This window comes from Nocardioides sp. NPDC057577, from assembly GCF_042801335.1.
GTDB lineage: Bacteria > Actinomycetota > Actinomycetes > Propionibacteriales > Nocardioidaceae > Nocardioides.
Genome location: NZ_JBHVGB010000375.1, coordinates 1 through 1,029 on the forward strand (window position 1 = coordinate 1; position 1,029 = coordinate 1,029).

The 1,029-nt window shown below is 69.4% G+C and carries 2 protein-coding genes; both read left to right on the forward strand.

Features of this window, described 5'->3' with window-relative positions; genetic code table 11:
* Window positions 1-195, forward strand: a 195-nt coding sequence (locus tag ACFU7D_RS29905; protein ID WP_378874208.1) for a DUF5326 family protein, incomplete at its 5' end; no start/stop codon positions are given.
* 195 nt (window positions 196-390) lie between these two features.
* Window positions 391-1,029: IclR family transcriptional regulator (locus ACFU7D_RS29910; protein ID WP_378874212.1), on the forward strand; the 639-nt coding region annotated here is incomplete at its 3' end.

The following is a 1,029-nucleotide window of genomic DNA, read 5'->3' on the forward strand; positions in this document are numbered from 1 at the left end:
GGACTGCCGTGGTGGGTGAAGTGGATCGCGGTGCCGGTCATCGCCCTGGTCGTGTTCGGCGGGCTGATCGCCAGCGTGGTCGGCTTCGTGATCGGACTGCTGTTCAAGCTGCTGGTCTTCGTCGCGCTCGTCGGCGGACTGATCTACGTCGTACGCAAGTTCATGTCGAGCTCGTCGTCGCGCAGCGACTGGTGAGAGAGGTGGGACACCGGTGGGGGTAACAGGAACCACCGGTTCCCTCGGGCGGGGGAAGTTTCCCGGACGGGACCTCGGTGAGCGGTGACCGACGGTTAGAGTCCGGAACTCCACGCGGGGGCGACCCCGTGCACGGCGTACACCCCCACCCGTGTTCTCCGCACGGGTTGCCTCCTCGCGTTCCGGGAGTGACCCTTGGCCACGGCTGACACCGCATTCGCTCACCTGCACGCCCTTCCCGTGCAGCCCTGCTCGACGCCTCGGACCTCCCCCACGCCCTCCTCCGCCGACCCGCCGCCCTCCGCGACCCTGATCGGCTCCGTGCAGCGGGCGATGCGCCTGCTCGAGTGCGTCGCCGAGCACGAGTACGGCGCCCCGGCCAAACAACTGGCCCGCGAGACGGGGCTGGCACTGCCCACCGCGTACCACCTGCTGCGCACGCTGGTGCACGAGGGCTATCTGCGCCGGGAAAAGGGACTGTTCTTCCTCGGCGAGGCCGCCGAGCGGCTGAGCAGCAGCGGGGCCGAGCAGAAACGTCGCAGCACGGTGGTCGACACCATGGCCCGCTGGCGCGACGCGATCGGCGTCCCGGTGTACTACGCCATGTACCGGGACGGCGAGATCGAGGTCATGTGCGTCTCCGACACTCCGGGCAACCCGGCGGTCGAGGAGTGGGCGGACTTCCGGGAGACGGGGCACGCGCACGCCATCGGGCAGTGCCTGCTGTCCCAGTTGGACGAGGACGCCCGCCGTGACCACCTGGACCGCTACCCGGTGCGGCCGCTCACGCCGTATACGCTGCGTGACGGCCACAGCCTGTTGAAACGACTGGAG